The organism is Rhodoblastus acidophilus, assembly GCF_900187365.1.
Taxonomy (GTDB): domain Bacteria; phylum Pseudomonadota; class Alphaproteobacteria; order Rhizobiales; family Beijerinckiaceae; genus Rhodoblastus; species Rhodoblastus acidophilus.
Genome location: NZ_FYDG01000001.1, coordinates 690,868 through 712,504 on the forward strand (window position 1 = coordinate 690,868; position 21,637 = coordinate 712,504).

General features: G+C 64.4%; 20 protein-coding genes and 3 tRNA genes. 10 read left to right on the forward strand and 13 right to left on the reverse strand.

Translation table 11 applies throughout. From position 1 onward, the window contains the following. Positions 1–256: 256 nt before the first annotated feature. Entirely contained in the window at positions 257–817 is a 561-nt protein-coding gene (locus CFB24_RS02855; RefSeq protein WP_088519502.1) for a D-glycero-alpha-D-manno-heptose-1,7-bisphosphate 7-phosphatase, read from the forward strand. Here the strand turns inward: CFB24_RS02855 and CFB24_RS02860 are convergent. Next, on the reverse strand, positions 802–1,161 hold the full coding sequence (locus CFB24_RS02860) for a hypothetical protein (protein WP_088519038.1): 360 nt from the start codon (positions 1,159–1,161) through the stop codon (positions 802–804). The two genes, CFB24_RS02855 and CFB24_RS02860, sit on opposite strands and share 16 nt — an antisense overlap. Here CFB24_RS02860 and CFB24_RS02865 point away from each other — a divergent pair. Beyond that, positions 1,148–1,693, forward strand: a complete 546-nt coding sequence (locus tag CFB24_RS02865) for a hypothetical protein (protein WP_141098326.1) — start codon at positions 1,148–1,150, stop codon at positions 1,691–1,693. The two genes, CFB24_RS02860 and CFB24_RS02865, sit on opposite strands and share 14 nt — an antisense overlap. An 81-nt stretch (positions 1,694–1,774) precedes the next feature. Here CFB24_RS02865 and CFB24_RS02870 read toward each other — a convergent pair. The 10 genes from CFB24_RS02870 to CFB24_RS02915 all read right to left on the reverse strand — a co-directional run bounded on the left by CFB24_RS02870 (position 1,775) and on the right by CFB24_RS02915 (position 12,082). Next, positions 1,775–1,851, reverse strand: a tRNA-Asp gene (locus CFB24_RS02870). A 311-nt stretch (positions 1,852–2,162) separates the two neighbouring features. Next, positions 2,163–2,828 (reverse strand): COG3904 family protein, encoded by a 666-nt coding sequence (locus CFB24_RS02875; RefSeq protein WP_104469629.1) that lies wholly within the window; start codon positions 2,826–2,828, stop codon positions 2,163–2,165. Positions 2,829–2,845: 17 nt separating this feature from the next. Further along, positions 2,846–2,921, reverse strand: a tRNA-Val gene (locus CFB24_RS02880). A gap of 153 nt (positions 2,922–3,074) precedes the next feature. Further along, positions 3,075–3,353, reverse strand: coding sequence for an HU family DNA-binding protein (locus tag CFB24_RS02885; protein WP_088519041.1), 279 nt, complete (start codon positions 3,351–3,353; stop codon positions 3,075–3,077). Positions 3,354–3,653: 300 nt separating this feature from the next. Then, the gene (lon, locus tag CFB24_RS02890; RefSeq protein WP_088519042.1) at positions 3,654–6,080 is read right to left on the reverse strand and encodes an endopeptidase La; all 2,427 of its coding nucleotides are present in this window, start codon (positions 6,078–6,080) and stop codon (positions 3,654–3,656) included. Positions 6,081–6,332: 252 nt separating this feature from the next. Next, positions 6,333–7,598 (reverse strand): ATP-dependent Clp protease ATP-binding subunit ClpX, encoded by a 1,266-nt coding sequence (gene clpX / locus CFB24_RS02895; RefSeq protein WP_088519043.1) that lies wholly within the window; start codon positions 7,596–7,598, stop codon positions 6,333–6,335. 277 nt (positions 7,599–7,875) lie between these two features. Further along, complete coding sequence (clpP, locus tag CFB24_RS02900; RefSeq protein ID WP_088519044.1) at positions 7,876–8,511, reverse strand: ATP-dependent Clp endopeptidase proteolytic subunit ClpP; 636 nt, start codon at positions 8,509–8,511, stop codon at positions 7,876–7,878. A gap of 445 nt (positions 8,512–8,956) precedes the next feature. Then, positions 8,957–10,312, reverse strand: a complete 1,356-nt coding sequence (tig, locus tag CFB24_RS02905; protein WP_088519045.1) for a trigger factor — start codon at positions 10,310–10,312, stop codon at positions 8,957–8,959. Between the two features lie 65 nt (positions 10,313–10,377). Next, positions 10,378–10,462, reverse strand: a tRNA-Leu gene (locus CFB24_RS02910). Between the two features lie 93 nt (positions 10,463–10,555). Then, the gene (locus tag CFB24_RS02915) at positions 10,556–12,082 is read right to left on the reverse strand and encodes an NAD(P)H-hydrate dehydratase (protein ID WP_244593117.1); all 1,527 of its coding nucleotides are present in this window, start codon (positions 12,080–12,082) and stop codon (positions 10,556–10,558) included. 149 nt (positions 12,083–12,231) lie between these two features. On the opposite strand from CFB24_RS02915, the gene CFB24_RS02920 reads away from it, so the two are divergent. The 3 genes from CFB24_RS02920 to CFB24_RS02930 all read left to right on the forward strand — a co-directional run bounded on the left by CFB24_RS02920 (position 12,232) and on the right by CFB24_RS02930 (position 14,124). Then, entirely contained in the window at positions 12,232–13,272 is a 1,041-nt protein-coding gene (locus CFB24_RS02920) for an HpcH/HpaI aldolase/citrate lyase family protein (RefSeq protein ID WP_088519504.1), read from the forward strand. A gap of 130 nt (positions 13,273–13,402) precedes the next feature. Further along, on the forward strand, positions 13,403–13,732 hold the full coding sequence (hspQ, locus tag CFB24_RS02925; RefSeq protein ID WP_088519046.1) for a heat shock protein HspQ: 330 nt from the start codon (positions 13,403–13,405) through the stop codon (positions 13,730–13,732). A gap of 89 nt (positions 13,733–13,821) precedes the next feature. Then, positions 13,822–14,124: a hypothetical protein gene (locus CFB24_RS02930; RefSeq protein WP_088519047.1), complete on the forward strand. Its 303-nt coding sequence runs from the start codon at positions 13,822–13,824 to the stop codon at positions 14,122–14,124. Between the two features lie 56 nt (positions 14,125–14,180). Here CFB24_RS02930 and CFB24_RS02935 read toward each other — a convergent pair whose 3' ends face one another. Beyond that, complete coding sequence (locus CFB24_RS02935; RefSeq protein ID WP_244593116.1) at positions 14,181–14,888, reverse strand: invasion associated locus B family protein; 708 nt, start codon at positions 14,886–14,888, stop codon at positions 14,181–14,183. A 227-nt stretch (positions 14,889–15,115) separates the two neighbouring features. Between CFB24_RS02935 and CFB24_RS02940 the strand changes: the two genes are divergently transcribed. Then, positions 15,116–16,939: an extracellular solute-binding protein gene (locus CFB24_RS02940; RefSeq protein ID WP_088519049.1), complete on the forward strand. Its 1,824-nt coding sequence runs from the start codon at positions 15,116–15,118 to the stop codon at positions 16,937–16,939. A 66-nt stretch (positions 16,940–17,005) separates the two neighbouring features. Here the strand turns inward: CFB24_RS02940 and CFB24_RS02945 are convergent, their stop codons facing one another. Then, positions 17,006–18,829 carry an ATP-dependent nuclease gene (locus CFB24_RS02945; RefSeq protein WP_088519050.1) on the reverse strand — a complete coding sequence of 608 codons (1,824 nt, stop codon included), beginning with the start codon at positions 18,827–18,829 and terminating at the stop codon, positions 17,006–17,008. Positions 18,830–19,242: 413 nt separating this feature from the next. Here CFB24_RS02945 and CFB24_RS02950 point away from each other — a divergent pair, with 413 nt between their 5' ends. The 4 genes from CFB24_RS02950 to CFB24_RS02965 all read left to right on the forward strand — a co-directional run bounded on the left by CFB24_RS02950 (position 19,243) and on the right by CFB24_RS02965 (position 21,630). Continuing rightward, positions 19,243–20,211, forward strand: coding sequence for a patatin-like phospholipase family protein (locus CFB24_RS02950; protein ID WP_088519051.1), 969 nt, complete (start codon positions 19,243–19,245; stop codon positions 20,209–20,211). Positions 20,212–20,226: 15 nt separating this feature from the next. Further along, positions 20,227–20,676, forward strand: a complete 450-nt coding sequence (locus tag CFB24_RS02955; protein WP_141098327.1) for a hypothetical protein — start codon at positions 20,227–20,229, stop codon at positions 20,674–20,676. Between the two features lie 108 nt (positions 20,677–20,784). Next, on the forward strand, positions 20,785–20,979 hold the full coding sequence (locus CFB24_RS02960; protein WP_088519053.1) for a hypothetical protein: 195 nt from the start codon (positions 20,785–20,787) through the stop codon (positions 20,977–20,979). A gap of 93 nt (positions 20,980–21,072) precedes the next feature. After that, on the forward strand, positions 21,073–21,630 hold the full coding sequence (locus tag CFB24_RS02965) for an NADPH-dependent FMN reductase (protein WP_088519054.1): 558 nt from the start codon (positions 21,073–21,075) through the stop codon (positions 21,628–21,630). Positions 21,631–21,637: the final 7 nt, after the last annotated feature.

Here is a 21,637-nt window from a genome sequence, read left to right on the forward strand (position 1 = left end):
ACCGCGCGGTTGTAATGCGGCGCCGATCGTCAATATTCCGGACAGCAACGAGCGGGCAGCATACAGTTCCCCCTACGGAATGGCTAGAATTCTTGTGTCGCTCCCGGCGATCTCTGGCGACCGGCGTCGCGGTTTGATAAACAAACTAAGCGCAATGCGCGCCGCGCAACTCGAACCGCCCCTAAGGTCCGCCTTCCCAGGCGCGCCCGGAACCGGCGCCGGCCCGGGGCCTTTTTTGGAATTGGACCCGCAACGCATGAAGCCAGCTTTGTTTCTCGATCGGGATGGCGTCATCAACGTCGATCACGGCTATGTCAGCCGCCCCGAGGATTTTGAATTCACCGCCGGCGCGTTTCAGCTCGCCCGCGCCGGAGCGGAGGCGGATTGGCCGGTGATCGTCGTGACCAACCAGTCCGGCATCGCCCGCGGTTTTTACAGCGAGCAGGAGTTCTGCGAGCTGACCGCCTGGATGGTCGAGCGCTTCCGCGCCGAGGGCGCGCGCATCGCCGGCGTCTATCATTGCCCGCATCACCCGGAAGGCAGCGTCGACGCCTATCGCGCCGATCACGACTGGCGCAAACCCAAGCCAGGCATGTTTCTGGCCGCCCGCGACGATCTCGGCGTCGATCTGCAACGCTCGATCATGGTCGGCGACCAGGGCTCGGACATCGAAGCCGCCGCCGCCGCCAAGGTGCCCGTGCGGATTCTGGTGCGCTCGGCCTATCAGAAGCCGTCGGCGGCCGAGCCGACCCATCAGGTGGCCTCGACCGTCGAAGCCGCCGCGCTGGTGCGCGCCCTGATTCAGGAGGCGCGCTGACCCTGCTGGCGCCAGGCGCGCCGATCCTGTCGGCGCGCCAAAATATAATCCCGGCATTGGCATTGCATCGGCGAGGCTGTCGCCTCGCCGCGGATCGGCGAGGCTGTCGCCTCGCCGCGGATCGGCGAGGCTGTCGCCTCGCCGCGGATCGGCGAGGCTGTCGCCTCGCCGCGGATCGGCGAGGCTGTCGCCTCGCCGCGGATCGGCGAGGCTGTCGCCTCGCCGCGGATCGGCGAGGCTGTCGCCTCGCCGCGGATCGGCGAGGCTGTCGCCTCGCCGCGGATCGGCGGGGCCGTCGCCTCGCCGTCAGGCGCAGACCCGGAGGCCCCCGTGGAGACATCCATCCTCATCGCCTTGTCGCTGGCGCATATCGTGCTCGGCGCATCCGTCGCCTATCTCAACATCACCGCGGCCAACGACCGCCTCAGGGCCGCCGCGCGGCGCGATGGCGCGCAATTGCGCGTCGCCCTGCGCGCCGAGATGGCGTCCCTGCTCGAATTCTGCACGAACAACCTCACCCGCCTCGCCGGCGGGCGCAACGTGCTGTCGTCGCGCGCCTCCGTGTTCATCTATCGCGGCAATGTCGCGCGTCTCATCACGATGGAGCCGCATGAAATCGCGGTGATCGTCGCGGCCTATTCCCGGATCGATTATCTCGACCACGTGCTCGCGGCCTCGATGACGCCGGTTGGCGTGATGATCTACAAGCCGCCGGCGGGCGCCTTCGCCACGGAGGAGATCGAGGAGGCGATGAATGTGGCGCGGCGCGCCTTGCAGGACGCCATCGCCACGCTCGACCGCGCCGACGCCGAACGCCGGGAGGAGGCGCCGCGGTTCCGGCTGCTGCGACAGGCGAAGAAACTGGCGCCGCGCTGACGCGAAGCTGCTCGGCTTCAGGGCCGTGATCAATGTTCGTTGTCGAGGTGATTGTTTCCGCCAAAATCCCGTGGATTTTGATGGCGAGAGAGACGGGACTCGAACCCGCGACCTCCGGCGTGACAGGCCGGCGCTCTAACCAACTGAGCTACTCCCCCGCGTCTCCGTCGAAGCCGTGTGGGCTTCCGTTCAGCGGATGACTGCGAATTAAGGCAGCGCGCCGCCTAAGTCAAGCGCCTGTACGACAAGTTTTTGTCAGTTTTTGAAAATGATGGGCGAATTCCGCGAAAACCGCCACGCCGCGCGGACGGGCGCACGCAGGAAAATCAAGCTTGAGCGGGGTAGGAACGCATGGCGCGGGACGCGCGCGCGAAACCGGCCGCGAATTGGCGCGCGGGCACACCCAGGCCGCCCCGAGGGGGGCGCCGCAATGGAATCGCTGAATCAGACGGGGAAGGACCGAATCGCGTCAGAAAACCCGGCTGGCCAATTTCCAGCGGGCCATTTCCGCCGAGGTCACCACGTGAATCGATGAGGAGGAGATCTGCTCGGCGGTGCGAATCAAATCGCGCGACACGCCCATGCGCGCGCTATACGCCATCAGTTGCGCGGCCATCGACCCATTGTCGTAGCGGCGCACCACGCGCGAATCGAGCAGGCCGCCCTCCTCCTGGTTGGCGAACATGCGATGGATGCCGAGGGCGCTGCCCTGCGGCGCCACGCGCTTGCGGCCGCCCATGAAGGCGTAGACGCAGGCCGAGAGGCAATTGGCCGACAGGAACCGTCCGCCCCGCCCCTCGGGGGCCAGGCGGGCCACCACGGTGGCGGCGCCGATTCGGCGGAAGATCTGGCCCAGCTCCATCGACGCCATCACATAGCCGCCCTCCGAATGCAGGAAGATGACGGTGTGCAGGTCGCGGTCCCCGGCGTTGTCGCGCAGGAATTCGAGAAATTCGCCCGGCGTCGTATTGGTGATCTGGCCTTCCGCCACGATCGCCTTGGCGCCGTCGCCCAGCGGTTCCACGCGGAAGGTCATCGAAGCGGCCTGCGCGGCCGCCGACAGCGCGCCGACGAGCGCGGCGCCGCAAGCGAGCGTGCGGAATTTTCTTGCGAGCGCGCGCGAGACATTCGACACGGGAATTCTCCAGGACATGGTGGGCGGTGACGGTCTCGAACCGCCGACCCTCTCGGTGTAAACGAGATGCTCTACCAACTGAGCTAACCGCCCTCGCCGCCCCGCGCAGTCCTAGTGGAGGCGCGGAAAATGGCTCACAAAGCTATTAGGACGCCCGAGGCGCCCTGGCAAGACTTTCTCTTGAACCTATGAAAACCCGGCGAACGCGCGTCCGCCAGGTTCAACCTGTGTCCGCGAACGAAGCGATTACTTGTTGATCAAGGTCTTCAGCTGCGCGCCCGGCTTGAAGCGCACGCTCTTGGACGCGGGAATCTTGATCTCTTCGCCGGTCGCGGGATTGCGGCCCTTGCCTTCGGCGCGCTCCTTGACCGAAAAGGTGCCGAAACCGACGAGGCGGACTTCCTCACCGTTCTTCAACGCCTGGGAAATGGCGTCGATGACCGCGTCGAGCGCGGCGCCGGCGGCGGCCTTGGAGGATTCCGTCGCCTCCGCGACCACGTCGATCAGTTCGGCTTTGTTGGTCATGTGAAACTCCTGTCTGTGCGGCGCGCTCTCTATGACGGCCTTGTTGTTTCCCCCGGCGCGGACCGCCGTCCGAATGCAGCTTGATCCACGCCGTGACGAGAAGGCCGATGCGGCGCTGCTCGAATCGTAACGCGACGACGGGGCTACTTTTGATGCGAATCCTAGACAAAGCAAGGGACTCCGCGCGGGAAAGACGAAAAAAAACCAGGAAAAACGGGGGATTTTCCCCTGTCTCGCACAAAAATGAAAAAGGCCGGAGCCTCACGGCTCCGGCCTCGAAATCGCTTGAAAAAGGGGCGGTTAGTGGGCGACCACGCCCAACCCGTCGTCCTCGCGATCGGCGGCGTCCGCCTTCACGGCGCCCTCCTCCCACGAGATCGGCTCGGGCATGCGCAGCAGCGCCTGCCGCAGCACTTCCTCCATCCGCGAGACCGGGACGATCTCGAGATTGTTCTTCACCGAATCCGGGATATCCACCAGATCCTTGGCGTTGTCCTCGGGGATCAGAACCTTCTTCAGCCCGCCGCGCAGCGCCGCCAGCAGCTTTTCCTTCAAGCCGCCGATCGGCAGGACGCGGCCGCGCAGGGTGATTTCGCCGGTCATGGCGATGTCGCGGCGCACGGGGATGCCCGTCATGATCGAGACGATGGCCGTGGCCATGGCCACGCCCGCCGACGGACCATCCTTCGGCGTCGCGCCTTCCGGCACGTGCACGTGGATGTCGCGCTTCTCGAACACCGGCGGCTCGATGCCGAAATCCACCGCGCGCGAGCGGACATAGGACGCCGCCGCCGAGATCGATTCCTTCATCACGTCGCGCAGGTTGCCGGTGACCGTCATCCGGCCCTTGCCCGGCATCATCACGCCTTCGATAGTCAGCAGTTCGCCGCCCACTTCCGTCCACGCGAGGCCCGTCACCACGCCGATTTGATCCTCCAGCTCCGCCTCGCCATAGCGATAGCGCGGCACGCCGAGATAGACCTCGATGTTCTCCTCGGTGAAGACGATCCGGTCCTTCTTCGGCTTGGACATCAGGATTTCCTTCACCGCCTTGCGGGCGAGGTTGGAAATCTCACGCTCCAGGTTGCGCACGCCGGCTTCGCGGGTGTAGCGCCGGATCACCTTGATCAGCGCCGCATCCTCGACGATCCACTCGTCGGCGCCGAGGCCATGCTTCGAGGTCGCGGCGGGGATCAGATGCTTGCGCGCGATCACCGACTTCTCTTCCTCGGTGTAGCCGGCGATGCGGATCAGCTCCATGCGGTCCATCAGGGGCGCAGGGATGTTCAGCGTGTTGGCCGTGGTCACGAACATCACGTTCGACAGGTCGTAATCGACCTCGAGGTAATGATCGTTGAACGTGGCGTTCTGCTCGGGGTCGAGCACCTCCAGCAGGGCCGAGGACGGGTCGCCGCGGAAGTCCATGCCCATCTTGTCGATTTCATCGAGCAGGAACAGCGGGTTGTTGGTCTTGGCCTTGCGCATCGACTGGATCAGCTTGCCGGGCATCGAGCCGATATAGGTGCGGCGGTGGCCGCGGATCTCGGCCTCGTCGCGCACGCCGCCGAGCGACATGCGGACGAATTCGCGGCCCGTGGCCTTGGCGATGCTCTTGCCGAGCGACGTCTTGCCGACGCCGGGCGGGCCGACGAGGCACAGAATCGGGCCGGTCAGCTTATTGGCGCGGCTCTGCACGGCCAAATATTCGACGATGCGCTCCTTGACCTTGTCGAGGCCGTAATGCTCGGCGTCGAGCAATTCCTGAGCCAAAACCAGATCCTTCTTGATCTTGGACTTCTTGCCCCACGGGATCGACAGCAGCCAGTCGAGATAGTTGCGCACCACCGTGGCTTCCGCCGACATCGGCGACATCTGCCGCAGCTTCTTCAGCTCCGCGGTGGCCTTGTCGCGGGCCTCCTTGGAGAGCTTGGTGCGCTTGATCTTCTCTTCCAGCTCGAACAGGTCGTCCTTGCCGTCCTCGTCGCCCAGCTCTTTCTGAATGGCCTTCATCTGCTCATTCAGATAATATTCGCGCTGGGTCTTCTCCATCTGCCGCTTGACGCGGGTGCGGATGCGCTTCTCGACCTGGAGGACGGAGATTTCGCTCTCCATCAGCGCCAGGCACTTCTCCAGGCGCTTCACCACCGAGGTCATTTCCAGCACGGCCTGACGGTCGCCGATCTTCACCGACAGGTGCGAGGCGACGGTGTCGGCCAGCTTGCCGGGATCGTCGATCTGCGCGACGGCGGAGACCACCTCCGGCGAGACCTTCTTGTTGAGCTTGACATAGCCTTCGAACTCGGAGGCGACCGAACGGGCCAGCGCCTCGGCCTCGACCTTGTCGACAGTGTCCTCGGCCGTGACCGTGGCCTCGGCCTCGTAATATTCGTCGGTGCGGACGTATTTGCCGACCTTGGCGCGCGCCACGCCCTCGACGAGCACCTTGACCGTGCCGTCGGGCAGTTTCAGCAATTGCAGCACGCTGGCGAGCACGCCGGCGGAGAACACCGCCTCGGGCTTGGGATCGTCGTCGGCCGCGTTCATCTGCGTGGCCAGCAGGATATGTTTATCGGCCTTCATCACCTCTTCAAGCGCGCGGATGCTTTTCTCGCGGCCGACGAACAGCGGCACGATCATGTGCGGGAAGACGACGATGTCACGCAGCGGGAGAACCGGGAAAACCTCGGTCACGCCGGCGGGGGGCAGTTCGCGCTTGGTGGTGGTCATGATCTCATCCTTTGGTCACGGCGACCGCACCCCGCGTTGCAAGGTCCGGGCCGCCCACGGAATTCCTCGGATCGGCCTCTTGCGAGCGCCGAGCCGCATTCCGTGCGCCGTCCGATCCTTCGCTAGGCCTCGGCGGCGTGGGGCGTACCGACGGAAATGGGGCGTCTCCGCCCCAGTTTCAAGTTCGCCCCTGCGCATTGCTGCGGCTTAGGCCCCGGCGCGCCGCTGAGCGCGCCCGGGCCTTGATTCGACCTAGGCGCTGGCGCCTGTTTTCTCGGCGCGCTCCGCATAGATATACAGCGGCTTGGCCTTGCCATCGACCACTTCGGGGCCGATCACCACCTGCTCCACGCCTTCGAGGCCCGGCAGGTCGAACATGGTGTCGAGCAGGATGCCTTCCATGATGGAGCGCAGGCCGCGCGCGCCGGTCTTGCGCTCGATGGCCTTGCGCGAGATGACGTTGAGCGCCTCGTCCTGGAACGACAGCTCGACATTCTCCATCTCGAACAGGCGCTGGTACTGCTTGACCAGGGCGTTCTTCGGCTCCGTCAGGATGCGCTTCAGCGCCTCCTCGTCGAGGTCTTCGAGCGTGGCGATCACCGGCAGACGGCCGACGAATTCGGGGATCAGGCCGAACTTGAGCAGGTCTTCAGGCTCCACCTGGCGGAAGATTTCGCCGCTGCGGCGCTCATCCGGGCCTTCGACGCGGGCCTGGAAGCCGATGGACGTCTTCTGGCCGCGATTCGAAATGATCTTGTCGAGGCCGGCGAAGGCGCCGCCGCAGATGAACAGGATGTTGGTCGTGTCCACCTGCAGGAATTCCTGCTGCGGGTGCTTGCGGCCGCCCTGGGGCGGGACCGAGGCCACCGTGCCTTCCATGATCTTCAGCAGGGCCTGCTGCACGCCCTCTCCCGACACGTCGCGGGTGATCGAGGGATTGTCCGACTTGCGGGAGATCTTGTCGATTTCGTCGATATAGACGATGCCGCGCTGGGCGCGCTCGACATTGTAGTCGGACGCCTGCAGCAGCTTCAGGATGATGTTCTCCACGTCCTCGCCGACATAGCCGGCTTCGGTGAGCGTGGTGGCGTCCGCCATGGTGAACGGCACGTCGAGGATGCGCGCAAGCGTTTGCGCAAGGAGCGTCTTGCCGGAGCCGGTGGGGCCGGCCAGCAGGATGTTCGACTTCGCCAGCTCCACATCGGAATGTTTGGTGGCGTGGTTCAGCCGCTTGTAGTGGTTGTGCACAGCAACCGACAGCACGCGCTTGGCCGAGAACTGGCCGATCACGTAATCGTCGAGAACCTTGCAGATTTCCTTCGGCGTGGGGATGCCGTCGCGGGTCTTGACCAGCGCGGACTTGTTCTCCTCGCGAATGATGTCCATGCACAATTCGACGCATTCGTCGCAGATGAACACCGTCGGGCCTGCGATCAGCTTGCGCACTTCGTGCTGGCTTTTGCCGCAGAACGAACAGTACAGCGTGTTCTTCGAGTCGCTGGCGCCAACCTTGCTCATTAATCTCTCCTTGGCCGCCGGTTTGGGCCCGAGCGGCCGGTCTGGGGCATGTTGCGGCCGCGCCGCGCCCACTTTCCGCCGCCGGACCGACGATCAGCGCGCCCCTTTCGACGCTCCGGGTTCATTCGCACCGATCGGTCAGTTTAAGCCGATCGCCGCCAATGACAAGCTCTGCCGCTGAGAGCGGCGATTCATCATGACCGGCCGCGGGCGGCCGGCTCCTTTTTCAGCGCAGATTCGGACCCGGAGGCGGAGCCGACTCCGGGAGTCCGCGCGATTACTTCTTCTCTTCGACCTTATCGTCGGGACGCTTGCTGAGCACATTGTCGATCAGGCCGAAAGCCTGCGCCTCCTCGGCGGACATGAAGTGATCGCGATCGAGCGTCTTCTCGATCGTGTCGTAGTCCTGGCCGGTGTGCTTCACATAAACTTCATTCAACCGCTTCTTCACCTTCATTATGTCCTCAGCATGGCGAAGAATATCGGAGGCCTGGCCCTGGAACCCGCCCGAGGGCTGGTGGACCATGATGCGGGCGTTCGGCAGCGCGAAGCGCATGCCCGCCTCGCCGCCGCACAGCAGCAGCGAACCCATCGAGGCGGCCTGGCCGACGCAGAGCGTCGAAACCTTCGGCTTGATGAACTGCATGGTGTCGTAGATCGCCATGCCCGCCGTGACCACGCCGCCCGGCGAGTTGATGTACATGGAGATTTCCTTCTTGGGATTCTCCGCTTCCAGGAACAGCAACTGGGCGATGATCACCGAGGCCATATTGTCTTCGACGGCGCCCGTCAGGAACACGATGCGTTCGCGCAGCAGACGCGAATAAATATCGAAGCCGCGCTCGCCGCGTGGCGTGTTCTCGATGACCTGCGGAATGAGATATTGGTTATAGACGTCGATCGGATCGCGCATGGATCATCCCTTGAACCTTCCGGCTGCGCCCGTTTCATCGGACGCAGCCACACAGCCATCATCGCCAACATAATGAGCTTTCGCCCGGTGGCAATGGCCGCGCTGCTCACACAAAACTGTCATGCAAATCCGGGGCCGTTCCGAGCGCGACGCGCTCCCAAAGCCCCGGCCATGACAAAATATCCCCGAACGCTAGCAGCTCCAAGCTGAATAAACCTTAAATATCTCACGGATTTGCAAAGGTTTTTCCTGACCCTGCGTCATATCAAAACAAAACGCGCCCGCACGCTTTGGCGCAGGCGCGTCGTTCGAAATGAGGCGGCGTTTGGTGAATTTTCGCAACGGCGCATCGCGAGGGCCGGAAACCAATCGCACGAAAATTCGCCAGGGCGGCGGATTTCCATGCGAGCTGATGCGGCTGTCGGCGCGCCGTCGAAAAGACGCGTTACGCCTGTTCGTCGTCCAGCGGCTTGAACAATTCTTCCTTGGACACAGTCTTTTCAGTGACCTTGGCCTTGGCGAGAATGTGGTCGATGACCTTGTCCTCGAAGATCGGGGCGCGAATCTGGGCCAGCGCCTGCGGGTTCTTCTGGTAATAGTCCCACAGCATCTTTTCCTGGCCGGGGAACGCGCGGGCCTGCTCGACAATACCGCGAGTCACCTCATCTTCCGTGACCTGGACGCCGGCCGAATCGCCCACTTCGGCGACGACCAGACCCAGGCGCACGCGGCGCTCGGCGATTCGGCGGTAGTCGGCGCGCTGCGCCTCCTCCGTCGTGCCTTCGTCCTCAAAAGTCTTGCCGGTCGAGCGCTGCTGCGCCATGGCCTGGTTCCAGATGCCCTGGAATTCCTGCTCCACCAGCTCCTGCGGCAGGTCGAAGGAATATTTCTTGTCGAGCGCGTCGAGCAGGGCGCGCTTCAGCTTGTCGCGCGACGCCTTGGCGTAATCGCCCTTGATGCGGTCGGCGACGCCCTCGCGCAGCTTTTCGGCGCTCTCGAAGCCGAAGCCCTTGGCGAATTCGTCGTCCACAGCCTGTTCGCCGGGGGCGGCGACGGCGGTGACCTTGACGTCGAACACCGCTTCCTTGCCGGCGAGGTTCTCGGCGGAATAATCGGCCGGGAATGTCACGGTGACCTTCACGTCGTCGCCGACCTTGGCGCCGACGAGCTGGTCTTCAAAACCGGGGATGAACTGGCCGGAGCCGAGCACGAGATCGACGCCCTGCGCCGTGCCGCCTTCAAACGCCTCGTCGCCGATCTTGCCGACGAAGTCGATGGTCAGCTTGTCGTCCTTTTCGGCGCCGGCGCCCTCTTCGCGGGCATTGTAGGGGCGGTTGCGCTCGACCAGCCGCTTGATGCTGTCCTCGATGTCGGATTCGGGAACCTCGGCGACGAGGCTCTCGATCTCGACGTCATCAAAGGTTCCGACCTCGATGGTCGGCAGGATCTCGAAGGCGACGGAGAAGGTGAGGTCGCCGTTGGCCTCCAGAACCTTTTCCATTTCGCCCCGGTCTTCCGGGAAATTGAACTTGGGCGCGCCGGCGAGGCGCAGCTTGTTGTCGTCGAGAATCTTCTGCTGGGCGGCGTTGACCGCCTCCTGCACCACGTCGCCCATGATCGACTTGCCATAGACGCGCTTGAGGTGGCCGACCGGCACCTTGCCGGGGCGGAAGCCCTTGATCTGGACCTTGTCCTTCATGCTCGCGATCTGCGCGTCGAGCTTTTCGGCCAGTTCGCCCGCGGGAAGAACCACCTGATATTCGCGCTTCAGCCCCTGCGAGAGCGTTTCCGTAGCCTGCATCTCCAAAACCTTTTTTCTTCCTGCCGGGCGGACCCGGAACCGTCGAAACCTGGGGAAAGCGCGTGTGGTGCGGGCGGAGGGACTCGAACCCCCAAGACTTTCGTCACCGGAACCTAAATCCGGCGCGTCTACCAGTTCCGCCACGCCCGCGCGCTGTGTAAGGCGCGCTCTATAGCAACGCGCGCGAGAGTCCGCAGCAAAAAAATGGCGGGCGCCGCCGGTTGCGGGAAAATTCGCGCCGGCTCACCCGGCGGCGAGACCCGCCAGAACCTGCGGCAGCGCCTCTGGCAAATCCTCGGCGATCAGCCCCGGCCCGAACGCGCGCGCCGCCTCGCCATGCAGCCAGACCGCGCAGGCCGCCGCCTCGAACGCCGGCATGTCCTGCGCCAGCAACCCGCCGATCACGCCAGCCAGCACGTCGCCCGAGCCCGCCGTGGCCAGCGTCGGCGGGGCGTTGGCGGCGATCGCGGCGCGGCCGTCGGGGCTGGCGACCACCGTATCCGGCCCCTTGAGAACGATCGTCGCGCCCATGACCTGCGCCGCCGCGCGGGCGCGATCGAGTTTCGAGGCGGACGCCGCACTGGTCTTGTCATTGAAAAGGCGGGAAAATTCACCTTCATGCGGCGTCAGGACGACGCGGGCGGCGCTGGCGGTGATTCGGCGCGCGAGGCTTGCGCTGTCCCCGGCGTAGGCGGTCAGGGCGTCGGCGTCGAGCACGAGGCCGAGCGGACGCTCCGGCGCGGCGGCGGCGATCAGGGTTTCGGCGAGGACGCGCGTGTCCGGCCCGGTTCCGAACGCCGGGCCGAACACGCAGGCGTTGAAGCGGCGGTCGGCCAGCAGATCCCGCCATTGCGCCGCGCCATCGGCGGCGCGCAGCATGATGGCGGTGAGCTGGGCGGCGTTGACGGCCAGGGCGTCCGCCGGACTGACCAGGGTGACGAGGCCCGCCCCCGCGCGCAGGCCGGCGCGGGCGGCGAGGCGCGCCGCGCCGGTGCGGGTCATCGGCCCCGAGGCGACCAGCAGGTGGCCGCGCGTATATTTGTGGCCGTCAATGCGCGGCTGCGGCCGGGCATCGCGCCACAAATCCGGGCCGTTCAGGAAGGTTTGGGGCGCGATTTCCGTCAAAACGGCCGGTTCGATGCCGATTTGCCGCAACAGGATTTCGCCGCAGACCGCGCGGCCGGGCAGCAGGACATGGCCCGGCTTGAGGCGGAAGAAGGTGACGGTCTTTTGTTTTTCCGCGCGCACGGCGATTGACCCAATGGCGCCGGTCGCCCCGTCGAGGCCCGAGGGCACGTCCACCGCCAGCGCCGGCTTGCCCGAGGCGTTGATGCGCTCGACCGTCGCCAACGCCCTGCCGTCGAGCGGGCGCGAAAGGCCGGCGCCGAACAGGGCGTCGATGACCAGATCGGCTGCGGCGGGATCGACATCCTCGACGGCGCGGGTCTCGCCGGGCCAGTCCTCGAACGCGTTTTTGGCGTCGCCGCGCAGGAAACGGGGATCGCCGAGCGCGCCGACCACGACCTCGAACCCGGCCTCGCGCAGCAGGCGCGCCGCGACATAGCCGTCGCCGCCATTGTTGCCGGGGCCGCAGAAGACCGCCGCCCGCCCGCCGCCCGAAGCCCGCAGCAGATCGGCGGCGACGGCGGCGACCGCCCGGCCCGCCTTGAGCATCAGGCCGTAGCCGGGAACCCCGGCGGCGATGGTCAGGGCGTCGGCGCGTCCCATTTCCTGAGGCGTCAGCAATTCGATCGGCGTGTCGGACAACATGGCCAAATTCTGGGCCGGCGCGTGCGAAAATGCAATTGCGGGCCGCGCGCGCTCCACCCCAGGCCGCGCGCGCTCCCCCCAAAGACCGGCTTTCCCTTTCGGGATTCCTGTTTTAAGGCCGAGCGCAAACGAGGGAGATTTTCATGACCATCAAGAGCCCGCGCAATTTTTTCAAGCCGCTCGCCATTGGCGCCCCCGAGCCGTTTCGCGAACCGCCGGTGCGGGTCGAGCGCATGATCCATTTCGTGCCGCCGCATCTCGACAAGGTGCGCGCCAAGATCGGCGACATGATCCCGACCGTGGACGTGATTCTCGGCAATCTCGAGGACGCCATTCCCGCCGACGCCAAGGAGGCCGCGCGCAAGGGTTTTATCGAGATGGCCAGCGCGCATGACTATGGCTCGACCGGGCTGTGGACGCGCGTCAACTGCCTGAATTCGCCGTGGATCCTCGACGACCTCACCGAAATCGTGGCGGCGGTCGGCCAAAAACTCGACGTCATCATGCTGCCCAAGGTCGAGGGGCCCTGGGACATTCACTATCTCGATCAGTTGCTGGCCCAGCTTGAGGCGCGGCATCAGATCAAGAAGCAGATCATGATCCACGCCATTCTCGAAACCGCCGAGGGCGTGAAGAATGTCGAGAGCATCGCGCTGGCCTCGCCGCGCATGCACGGCATGAGCCTGGGCCCGGCGGATCTCGCGGCCTCGCGCGCCATGAAGACGACGCGGGTGGGCGGCGGCCATCCCGAATACAAGGTGCTGGCGGACGCCGAAGGTTCCGCGCCGCGCGCGGTTTACCAGCAGGATTTGTGGCATTACACCGTCGCCAAAATGGTCGACGCCTGCCAGAGCGCGGGCATCAAATCGTTCTATGGCCCGTTCGGCGACATTTCCGATCTCGCCGCCTGCGAAGTGCAGTTCCGCAACGCGTTTTTGCTGGGCTGCGCCGGGGCGTGGTCGCTGCATCCCAATCAGGTCGCCATCGCCAAGCGCGTTTTCTCGCCCGATCCCAAGGAAGTGGCCTTCGCCAAGAAGATTCTGGAGGCCATGCCCGACGGCTCCGGCGTCGCCATGATCGACGGCAAGATGCAGGACGACGCCACCTGGAAACAGGCGAAGGTGATGGTGGATTGCGCCAGGCAGGTCGCCGCCAAAGATCCGGAATTCGCCGCCGCCTACGGCTTCTGAGCCCGCCCGTTCCCCGGCGCCCCTTGCGGCGCCGGGAGACTTTTTGACGCCGTTTCAGCGGATTGACACGTAACAGCTTGGGTTTAATATTATTTAGGTCTGTGGATCAATTTTGCGGACGGATGTGTCGATGAAACCCAGGGCGGCGAAATATTGCATCGGCCAGGTGGTGAAGCACCGCAAATACCCGTTTCGCGGCGTGATTTTCGACATCGACCCGGTATTCGCCAATAGCGAGGAATGGTGGCTGTCCATTCCCGAGGACGTGCGCCCGGCCAAGGACCAGCCGTTCTATCATCTCTACGCCGAGAACGCCGACACCGAATACACCGCCTATGTGTCCGAGCAGAATCTCGCGCCCGACGACAATGAGACGCCGCTGCGCAACCCGCAGGTCGACGTCGTGTTCTGCCGCAACGCCTCGGGACGCTACATCAAACGCAGCAATGTGCTGAACTGACCAGCTTCCGGCAAGGATGAGCCGCCACACTGGCTGCGAATTCGCGAAGCGCGCGGAGGCGACCCCCGGCGTTTCGCACGGAGGCGACCATGAGCGTTCTCTCCACCAGCGCCGCCACATCCATGACGGCCCGATTGCAGCACTGGCGCCAGCCGCAGGCCGGCAAGGCCAACGGCGCCGCCGACGCGTTTCCCGACCCCGCCGCCGATGACGCATCGGCGTCCTTCTTGTCATCTGTGACGACGGACGCGTGGACGCCGCGGGAGACGCCGGCGCCTTCCGTTGCGGCGCAGGCGGCGGCCTCGCTACAGGACGAATTGTTCAGTCTGCTCAACGCCGCCGCCGCAAGCGGCCAGGGCGTTGGGGCGGAGCGGGCGCAATCAACCGCCTGAAACAAAAAATGCGCGGATTGCTCCGCGCATTTTTGATGGACGTTCGACAGGCTGGCTTATTTGCCGGCGGCCGGAGCTGCGGGCGCGGGAGCCGGGGCCGCGGCGGCGGCAGGCTGCTGGGCCTCGAGCTTCTTGCGCTCTTCCTCGGCGCGCTTCTGCAGTTCTTCCGCCAGCTTCTTCTGCTGCTCTTCCAGCACCTTGGGGTCGACCGCGGGGCCGTCGAAGGCGGCGCCGAAGCCGGCCAGCGGCAGATTGAACACCACTTCCATATTGGCCTGGTTCTTCACCGAGACCGCCATGGTCGTACCCTTCTTCGCGGCGTCCACCACGTCCTTCTTCACCTTGGCTTCGGCGAAGCAGCCGTTGGGGAAGCAGATTTCGTAGCCGCCCTCGGAGACCGGGCCCTTGTCGATGGCGAAGCGGAAGCCAGGACGCAGCATCAGGCCCACCGGCATCAGGAAGCGCACGATCTTGGTTTCGTCGCCCTTCACGTCATAGACGGCGAGCGCCAGAACCGGCGGCTGATCGGCCTTGGCGCCGAAATCGCGGGTGGTGTAGCAAATTTCCTTGTTGGCGGCCTGGTCCTTGCCGCAGACCTTGGTCCATTGCGGCTGAGAGGGCTGGAGATCGACCTTCATCGGGCCTTGGGGCGCGGCGGGCTGGGCGGCCGGCGCCTGAGCCGGGGCCGCCGGCTTCTGCGCCTGGGCGAAGGCCGGGTTTACAAGCATGGCGCCCGCGATCACAGCGAGACCAAAGCGAGTCATGGACATCCGAAATCCTTTCAACTGATCCTCATTTCCGGCCGCTTCGACGCTGAACTGTGGGCCGGATTCTTCGGCATTCGCGAGCGAGGGCGCGCGCTCTTCGCCCTTAAATAAGGCGATTAATTGACAGGGTCTTCTTATCCGCTTCGTTCCGCCATTTCCAGCGGCCAAATCCGGCGGCGCGTGATTTTCTGGCCTTTGCGCGGCGGTTCGCCTAGATTTCTCCAATGCTGAGGCGTTTCGCGGCAATTCTTTCTCTGGCCTGCGCCGCCTGCCCCGCCGCCCCCGGTCCGGCGGCGCGGGCGCAGGACGCCGGCGCGCGAATCAGCGGGGCGCTCGCCATGCACGGCGCCCCCGCCCTGCCCCCCGGTTTCCGGGCGTTTCCCTATGCCGACCCCGATGCGAAAAAGGGCGGCGTGGTGCGGATCGGCGCGCTCGGCGCCTTCGACAACCTCAATCCCTATGGCGTCAACGCCGGCTCGACCGCGCTCGGCCTGATCGGGCCGGTCTATCAAAGCCTTTTGGCGCGCAATCTGGATGAGCCGTTTTCGCTGTACGGGCTGGTCGCCGAGAGCGTCGAAACCGACGACGCCCGCGATTTCGTCACCTTCCGGCTCGATCCGCGCGCCCATTTCTCCGACGGCGTCGCGATCACCGCCGCGGACGTGGTGTTTTCCTTCAACCTGTTGAAACGGCGCGGGCGGCCGCAGACGCGCGCGGCCTTCGCGCTGGTCGCCGGGGTGAGCGCCCCCGACGCCCGCACCGTGCGGTTCGACCTGACCGGCGCCAACGACCGCGAATTGCCGCTGATCCTGGCGCTGACGCCGGTGCTGCCCGCCCACGCCCTCGCCGAACAGGCGTTCGCCGACAACGGCCTCGCCGTTCCGCTCGGCTCCGGGCCTTACAAGGTGGCCGAGGTCAAGCCGGGGGAGCGGCTGGTTCTGGTTCGCGATCCCGACTATTGGGGACGCGACCTGCCGACCACGCGCGGCATGTATAATTTCGACCGCGTCGAATATTTGTATGGCCGCGACGACAACGGGCTGTTCGAGGCGTTCAAGGCCGGGCTGATCGACTATCGCGAGGAAGGCGACCCGCGCCGCTGGGCCAAGGCGTATCATTTTCCGGCGCGCGAAAAGGGCGAGGTGGCGGTGGAAGCCCTGCCGCTCGGCGGCCCCAAGGGCATGGAGGCGCTGGCCTTCAACACCCGGCGCGACCTGTTCGCCGACGCGCGGCTGCGCGAGGCGCTGGCGATGATGTTCGATTTCGAATGGCTCAACGCCAAGCTGTTCGACGGATTTTTCACGCGCACGAAAAGTTTTTTCGACGCGTCGGACCTGTCCGCCTTCGGGCGCCCCGCCGACGCCGCCGAGCGCGCGCTGCTGGCGCCCTTTCCCGGCGCCGTGCGCGCGGACATTTTTGAGGGCCGCTGGGCGCCGCCGGCGTCCGACGGCTCCGGCCGCGACCGCGACATGGCGCGTCGCGCGCTGGAACTGGCTGAACAGGCGGGCTGGCAGATGCAGGATGGCGCGCTGCGGCGCGACGGGCGGCCGCTGAGCTTCGAGATCATGACGCGGACCCGCGACGAGGAGCGCATCGCCCTGACCTATGCCGGCCAATTGCGCCGCATCGGCGTCGAGGCGCGGGTGCGGCCCGTGGACGACGCGCAATACCAGCGCCGGCGCCAGAGATTCGATTTCGACATGACGTTTGCGCTGTGGCAGGCGTCCGCCTCGCCCGGCAACGAGCAGCGCAACCGCTGGAGCGCGGAAGCGGCGGAGCGCGAAGGCTCGTATAATTTTTCCGGCGCGCGGGAGCCGGCGCTCGACGCGATGATCGCGGCGCTGGCGGCGGCGCAAAGCCACGAGGATTTCACCGCCGCCGTGCGCGCGCTCGACCGTGTGTTGCTGTCGGGGTTTTACGCCGTGCCGCTGTTCCACCGCGACGCCCAGTGGATCGCCTATCGGCGGCGGATCGGCCATCCAGCGCGGCTGCCCCGCTTCGCGCAGCCGCCGTTCGGCGAAGCGCTGGAAACGTGGAGCGTGCGGTAGGAGGAGGTTTTTTGGTGGGCGATGCTGGGGGCGATGGCGGAGAACGGCTCAAACGGGTCATTCGAGCTACCTCGTCGAAAGCGAGCGGGCAAAATCGTTCAAATCTTCTAAAATCGTATTGAACTCGTCTGGGATATCCGCTCGGCGGATGTGTGAGACTATTTGGATGGCAGTAATTGAAACGTGTAAATCATTTTGCAGCCTCGTGTTCAGTTCAGCGAAAGTTTGTTTGCCAGGGACCGCACCGAAGCGCATTTTTTTATTTTCCCATATTGGGTCGAGAAAGGTGATCGCCTCTTTTGTTAAGGTAGAGATATCTTTACCGCTCTTTGCGAAATAGCGAATACGATGACCGACCACTTGCGACTGCACGTCTGTGCGCATCGAAGCGGTAATTTCTTCGAGGAGTCGAAAAATGGTTGACTCACCCGAGGCGGCAAATTTCTCCAACTCGGCTGGTCGATCCCGTAGACGTGCCTCCACTGCTTTGGCAATCGCATGTGGGACGAGGAGGTAGTTCTCGATCTCCTTCGATCCAAGCACGTGAAAGCGCGGCACTACGCTCCGGATTCCCGCAACGATTTCGTTGATTTCCTCAATTGACCTGTAATCTCGATCGAGAAGAGCTGCGATCGCAATTTCAGCCTTCAGGACCTGCCCAAACGTCCAAGCTGCATCCTCGATCCGCTGCCGTTGCGCGAAACCTCCGATTGGCACGACGGTCACATCGCCGCCGTCTGCGAGAGCTTCATAACCGAGTTGCGAGGCAAAGCGGCGCAAGAGCTTGTAGTCTTGACCTTCAAAAAAAAGCACTCGGCGCCCGCGCGATAATTTTGTGAGATGAATGTTCTGCGCCGATCCTATGGAAAACAGGGCCTCTTGAAGTCCCTCGATTTCACCGATTCTCTTGGCTGCTCGCCGGCCCCGATCGACAAGCACAACTTCGTCGCGCTCCGCATCATTAACTATCTCCGCAGAGTGCGTGGCTAGAATTATCTGCTTGCCTGTGCGGCGCAGAAGTTCGAACAAGCGTCTCTGTAAGTCGGGGTGAAGATAAATCTCAGGTTCATCCACTATCAGTGCAGTTGATGTCGTCGCTGAAACTAAGTGGGTAAGGAGCTGAAGCCATACCTGAAAGCCAAAACCTGCCCAAGAGACCTCGCGAGCGCGACGTGCCTCGGTGAAAAACATTTCCAGTCGGGGCGGCGCGACACCGTATCGGACGGGCTCCGAAATAGTCACCCCCAACCAACTCTCCTCGACCATCTTCTTAAAAGTAGAAAACAATTCTCTTTGCCGAAACCAAACATTCCTAAACATTCGATGCGAACGACGACCTGAACGATGCCGTTCGACGTACTCGTCCGTTAGCCACTCTTCTTCTTCTTCGATAGGCCCAAGAGTCGGAAAGGCATAAATTTCAACGGGAAACCGCGCTTTAAATTGGCTGGTTGTGGTGACGCGCGCGCCGTTGGTTTCGACCGTCATTAAACATCGCGCACTATCAATTAGAAGAATTCTAATTTGTGAGCCATTCGTAAACTCAAACGAAATTGACGTTTCTTCCACGCTGTCGTAATTCGCGTCAGAATGAACATTGACTAATGAAATGGGGAGCGTCGAAACCGGCACTTCCCAGCCAAATATAGACGAGCTTTCACGTGCGATGACTGTCGGATTGCGGCGGCGCGCATATCTTAAAGCTGCTCCCAGCAATCGAAATGCGTCCAGCACGGACGACTTACCAGCGTTATTGGGGCCGACGAGCACATTGATATGACGGAAGCTAATTTGATAATTCCGCAACCCTTTGAAATTACGGAACCGCACTGTTCTCAATTGCAATTGAACCTCACGCCAATGAAATGTATTCTCGCATTTTCCGTACATGTGACGGTGCAGACAAAATCATGTCTGAAACGAAGAATGTCCTCTCAGCGATGATTCTATCCGATCGATAGGCAGAGGTTAAGTAAACGCTTTATCGCGGGCTTGTCGATGATGGTGTCGTGCAATTCCCAGTCCCTCCCCTTCAGCCAGCGCCGGTGATCTTCGGAACCGGTCGTTCCCGCTATGGCGGCTTACCGCCGAAGGCGGAAACAGTAGGGATAGGAACCGGCAAGGGACCCGTCCAAATCGCAGTCCAATCCCGTTTGGCCACGCTCTCGGCCAAGGCAGCCGGTTCTCCGAACATTCTACAGAGATGTCTGCCGCGCCCAAACCGCCGTTCAACGAAGCGGGATAAACGTGGAGCTTGCGGTCGGCCCCGCCCGCCCCCATCTTGGCGCGACGGAGGATCGCGCATGGATTTCTTGAAAGCCTCCCTCGATCTGCGCGCCCCCCGGCGCCGCCGCACCTGGCCGCCGCGTCTGCTGGCGCTGGCGCTCCAAGGCGGCGGCTCGTTCGGCGCCTTCACCTGGGGCGCGCTCGACCGGCTGTTGGAGGAAGAGTCGATCGAACTCGACGCGCTGTCCGGCGCCAGCGCCGGCGCGGTCAATGCGGTTCTGCTGGCCTCGGGGCTGGCGTCGGGCGGCCGCGAGGGGGCGCGCAAGGGGCTGGACGGGTTCTGGACTCGCGTCAGCCAGACCAGCCTGTTCCTGCCCCGGGTGGCGCATATGCCGCTCGACTTCATGACCCGCGCGCTGACGCCCTACCAGTTCAATCCGTTCGATCTCAATCCGCTGCGCGACGCGCTCGCCGCCCATGTCGATTTCGAGCGTTTGCGGGCCAGCGACGGGCCGAAGCTGCTGATCGGCGCCACCCGCGTCTCCGACGCCGGCCTGCGCATTTTCACCCGCGGCGAACTCACGGTGGATTGCGTGCTGGCCTCCGCCTGCCTGCCGCTGTTGCACCACAGCATCGCGCTCGACGGCGAGTTTTACTGGGACGGCGGCTATGTCGCCAATCCGCCGCTGACCCCGCTGGTGGTGGAGACCGAGGCCAGCACGGTGCTGATCGTGCAAATCTCGCCCAAGCGCGCAGATTTCGCGCCGCGCAGCCGGCCGGACATCGAGCGGCGCATCGACCAGATCAATTTCTGCTCGACGCTCGACCGCGAGATCGACGCCATCCGCCAACTGGCGCCGCTGTGCGCCAGCGGCGACCCCACCGGCAAATGGGCGCAACTCCGGCTCGACCGCATCGCCGCCGAAAACGAGATCGCGGCGCTGGCCGAGCAAAGCGCCGCCGATTTAAGCTGGACCTTCGTCAGCAAGCTGCGCGACGCCGGCCGGGCGGCGGCGGAGGGCTGGATCATGCACGAGGCCGGTTAGCCAATGGATCCGGACATGGAGCTTTATGTCCGCCTCTCGATGGGCGCGCTGGTCGCGGCCGTGATCGCCCTGCTGTGGGCGGCGCCGCGCCTGGAACGCGCGTTTGGGCGCGGCGGCGGGCGCTGGCGCGATCTGGCGAAAAATTTCGCCACCACCCTGCCTCCGCCAGCCGGGGCCGCGCCGCGCCAAAACGTCGGCGTGGGCGCGGCGTTCTATCGCCATGGCGTGACCGTGGGCGCCGACGAAACCGGGCTTTATCTCGCGCCGGCGCCGTTTTTGGCTTGGGCGCTGCGGAAAAACCTGCTGATTCCCTGGTCCGCGATCGGCAAGACGGCGCCGGCGCATCTGATCTGGGGCAAGGCGACCAGCCTGATCGTCGGCGCGCCGCCGCTGGCGACGCTCACCCTGCCGGACGAATTGTTCACGCGGCTGGTGTCGCCGCGGCTGGAGAAACGCCCCGGCTGAGGCGCGTCCTTTGGTCGCCCCCGCAAAAGACTGGCTTGACCAGGGCTTTCCGCGCTAGAGAAAGGTCGCCTTACGACACCCGCGCGCCGGGAATGAAGGAGACTTGTCTTGGACCATTTCGGAATCGCCGCCTCGGCTGACATGATCAGCAATCTCAGGTTCGCCGGCATCATCCCCCTGCTCGCCACCATCGCCGCCGCGTTCATCTTGCGCAGCAAGCAGGGCCTGGTCATGACGATCGGCTTCGCCATCTATCTGATCTATGAGGCCGCCGTTTTCCTGTTCGTCTATCCGGCCGCCTGAGCCGCGCGAAAACCCGCGCCGGACGGAACCCGGACGCGGCCTTGACCGTTATCGAGAGGCGGCGCCGGTCGCCGCCTTTTTCGAGGAGCGGTCATGGCGCAGCAGGATCTTCATTTCGTCACTTTGCTCGGCAGTTTGCGGAAGGCGTCCTTCAACGGCGGGATCGCCCGCGCCCTGCCCGGACTGGCGCCCGCGGGCGTGCGCGTCTCCGCGCTCGGCTCGGTGGGCGATTTTCCCCATTATGACGCCGATCTTCAGGCGGAGGGGATTCCCGCCGCCGTGACCGCCATGGGCGAGGCCATCGCCGCCGCCGACGGCGTGATCATCGTCTCGCCGGAATATAATTATTCCATCCCGGGGTCGCTGAAGAACGCGATCGACTGGCTGTCGCGCCTGCCGCAACAGCCGTTCAAAGCCAAGCCGATCCTGATCCAGAGCGCCTCGCCCGGCGCGCTCGGCGGCGCGCGCATGCAATATCAACTGCGTCAGTCGTTCGTGTTCCTCGACGGGCGCGTGTTCAACGCGCCGGAGGTGATGGTGGGCGGCGCGATGGGCAAGTTCGACAAGGACAGCGGCGACCTGACCGACGAGGGAACCAAGGCGTTCATCGCCAAGCAACTGGCGGCGTTCGCAGAGTTCGTGCGGGGATAGGCCGCGC

Coding starts and splice junctions, on each gene's coding strand:
- CFB24_RS02935 (WP_244593116.1), bottom strand. CDS start 14,888: ATGACTCGCTTTGGTCTCGCTGTGATCGCGGGCGCCATGCTTGTAAAC.
- CFB24_RS02940 (WP_088519049.1), top strand. CDS start 15,116: ATGCTGAGGCGTTTCGCGGCAATTCTTTCTCTGGCCTGCGCCGCCTGC.
- tig (WP_088519045.1), bottom strand. CDS start 10,312: ATGCAGGCTACGGAAACGCTCTCGCAGGGGCTGAAGCGCGAATATCAG.
- CFB24_RS02945 (WP_088519050.1), bottom strand. CDS start 18,829: ATGTACGGAAAATGCGAGAATACATTTCATTGGCGTGAGGTTCAATTG.
- CFB24_RS02915 (WP_244593117.1), bottom strand. CDS start 12,082: ATGTTGTCCGACACGCCGATCGAATTGCTGACGCCTCAGGAAATGGGA.
- CFB24_RS02855 (WP_088519502.1), top strand. CDS start 257: ATGAAGCCAGCTTTGTTTCTCGATCGGGATGGCGTCATCAACGTCGAT.
- CFB24_RS02885 (WP_088519041.1), bottom strand. CDS start 3,353: ATGACCAACAAAGCCGAACTGATCGACGTGGTCGCGGAGGCGACGGAA.
- clpP (WP_088519044.1), bottom strand. CDS start 8,511: ATGCGCGATCCGATCGACGTCTATAACCAATATCTCATTCCGCAGGTC.
- hspQ (WP_088519046.1), top strand. CDS start 13,403: ATGAAACCCAGGGCGGCGAAATATTGCATCGGCCAGGTGGTGAAGCAC.
- CFB24_RS02860 (WP_088519038.1), bottom strand. CDS start 1,161: ATGGATGTCTCCACGGGGGCCTCCGGGTCTGCGCCTGACGGCGAGGCG.
- CFB24_RS02930 (WP_088519047.1), top strand. CDS start 13,822: ATGAGCGTTCTCTCCACCAGCGCCGCCACATCCATGACGGCCCGATTG.
- CFB24_RS02955 (WP_141098327.1), top strand. CDS start 20,227: ATGGAGCTTTATGTCCGCCTCTCGATGGGCGCGCTGGTCGCGGCCGTG.
- lon (WP_088519042.1), bottom strand. CDS start 6,080: ATGACCACCACCAAGCGCGAACTGCCCCCCGCCGGCGTGACCGAGGTT.
- CFB24_RS02950 (WP_088519051.1), top strand. CDS start 19,243: ATGGATTTCTTGAAAGCCTCCCTCGATCTGCGCGCCCCCCGGCGCCGC.
- CFB24_RS02965 (WP_088519054.1), top strand. CDS start 21,073: ATGGCGCAGCAGGATCTTCATTTCGTCACTTTGCTCGGCAGTTTGCGG.
- clpX (WP_088519043.1), bottom strand. CDS start 7,598: ATGAGCAAGGTTGGCGCCAGCGACTCGAAGAACACGCTGTACTGTTCG.